This window comes from uncultured Mucilaginibacter sp. (assembly GCF_903913935.1).
In the GTDB taxonomy this organism is placed as follows: Bacteria; Bacteroidota; Bacteroidia; order Sphingobacteriales; family Sphingobacteriaceae; genus Mucilaginibacter.
Genome location: NZ_CAIWNH010000371.1, coordinates 1 through 1,861 on the forward strand (window position 1 = coordinate 1; position 1,861 = coordinate 1,861).

Annotated in this window: 3 protein-coding genes; all 3 read right to left on the bottom strand. The window is 41.6% G+C overall.

Annotated elements, in window-relative coordinates; genetic code table 11:
• Positions 1-641 (bottom strand): reverse transcriptase family protein (locus QZY09_RS14780; protein WP_295673591.1); only part of this gene is annotated, 641 nt, incomplete at its 3' end.
• A gap of 47 nt (positions 642-688) precedes the next feature.
• Positions 689-1,396, bottom strand: a complete 708-nt coding sequence (locus QZY09_RS14785; protein ID WP_295673592.1) for a CRISPR-associated endonuclease Cas6 — start codon at positions 1,394-1,396, stop codon at positions 689-691.
• 10 nt (positions 1,397-1,406) lie between these two features.
• Entirely contained in the window at positions 1,407-1,730 is a 324-nt protein-coding gene (crn3, locus tag QZY09_RS14790; protein ID WP_295673594.1) for a CRISPR-associated ring nuclease Crn3/Csx3, read from the bottom strand.
• Positions 1,731-1,861: the final 131 nt, after the last annotated feature.

The following is a 1,861-nucleotide window of genomic DNA, read 5'->3' on the forward strand; positions in this document are numbered from 1 at the left end:
ACCATATCATCTGCATAGCGGGTGTATTTGATAGTGGCCGCATTACAAAAATCCTCCAACTCGGCATCCATATTTAATGCAGCCATATTTGAAATAACCGGTGATGCCGGCGACCCCATGGGCAACCTGTCTTTATAGGTACTGATGCACGTTAGGGTATCAATCATCTTGCTTTCAAAAACCGGGAACTGTGAATTAAAGGTTTGGTAAACCATTTCGATAGTTACCGTGTGAAAAAAATCGTGCAAATCCATCACCAGTAAAAAAGGTTTTCCTAAATGGCTTTTCGCATTATTAACCACATTGCGGTCCACTTCATCGCGGCAGCTAACACAAAAACCATAAACAGCAGCAGGCCGCTGAAAATAATATATGGCCTGTAAATAATGGTTAAGCCAGTGCAAGATTTGTTTTAACTGGTCCTGCGGATCCTCAATTAACCGCATACTACCATCCTTTTTCGGAATTTCGTAAACATGGTATTCCGGATTAACCTGAAGCAATTGCAGGTTGTTAGTCCCGGTTTCTAAAAGGGCGGCTAAATCATTTTCATTACGAAGCGACTTAAACCGCCCTGCATCATGCTGTAACTCATTTACAGTGGGCTCATGGTAGGGTCTGGGGTTGGACAAGTTGAACATATATTTTTATTTTTTTACTTCCAATATGTCAATGAACAGGTTAACCGTTATTCCAAACGGTAGATCCAGCCGAAACCAAAGGCTGCTTTACGTCCAATACCAAGCCTGTCGGGCAGCAAGGCATTGCTGCTAAAAACCAAATCGAAGGCCATCATCTGCACACCCAATACCCCGGTTTTTTTGATACGGTCAATATCTTGTATGCATACTTCCAGCCGACGGTTTTTAGGAAACTCCCAGTTAACGCCATGGGCAAAGGCTACCAGGTGGTTTGCCAGCAGTTTTTCAATAAATTCAACTTTTTGTATGAAATTGGGCAGCGCTTTATACTGGTGGTAATTATCGGGGGTAAGCGGCAGGTAGTTGTAAATACGGTAGGTATATTGCTGTTTTTTGGCATTTAATGATAAAGCAAATGAGGAATTTTCCTGCCTTTCCACGAGGTTTAACTGTACCGGTCTCCCGTTGATTTTAAAATCTTTAAATGCTTTTGAGCGCAGCAGTTTGTCTATGGCCACAGCCCCCTCATTAATTCCAAACAAACTGGCTGAGTGGTTTTGAATCCGGTAATGGATCAACGGGTACCGATAATGGAATTTATTCGCTTCGCCCTCATCCTCCTGGTTGTTGTGGTTGTGAAAAAGCTCATTACTTTTATCAGCAACGGCAATCACCGCACCCCTAAAGGCTTCCAGGTCGTTTTGGTTTAAACGGAGGTTAAAAATTATGGATAGGGTGTGGATGGTGTGGGGCATAAATTAATTTTTATACATAAATGTCTTTTGGAATTTCTACTACATCGCCTATTTGTATATCAGGCGTATGCGATTCCACCACAATAGCGCCATTAAAACGGGGGTCATGCGTTGCAACAAATTTAGCCGGGTGGTAAAAATGAATTAAATACCCGTATAACCATATAGGCCCCCTGCCCGAAAGTATTACTCCCTTGCCTGATAAGCCAATGGTCACAACATCAGGAGGGTTTATAAGAGCTAACTCAGTAGGCTCCATTATGCCGTTTAATTCGAAGGTTAGAAACACAACATCAGGCGGTAAATTTCGAATGGTAAATTTAATGTCAGACATCTCTTTCCTTTATTTGTTCTTCAAAAATTTCATCCCAAAGTTCTTTCACATCGTAAGCGTGAATATTAAATTCCACGATTTCTTCAGGTTGATTTTGCTGTTTGTAGGCAAAACCTCTTTTTCCGGGCATA

Bases quoted from the DNA above. Each gene is read 5' to 3' on its own strand.
- crn3 (WP_295673594.1), bottom strand. From the start codon at position 1,730: ATGTCTGACATTAAATTTACCATTCGAAATTTACCGCCTGATGTTGTG.
- QZY09_RS14785 (WP_295673592.1), bottom strand. From the start codon at position 1,396: ATGCCCCACACCATCCACACCCTATCCATAATTTTTAACCTCCGTTTA.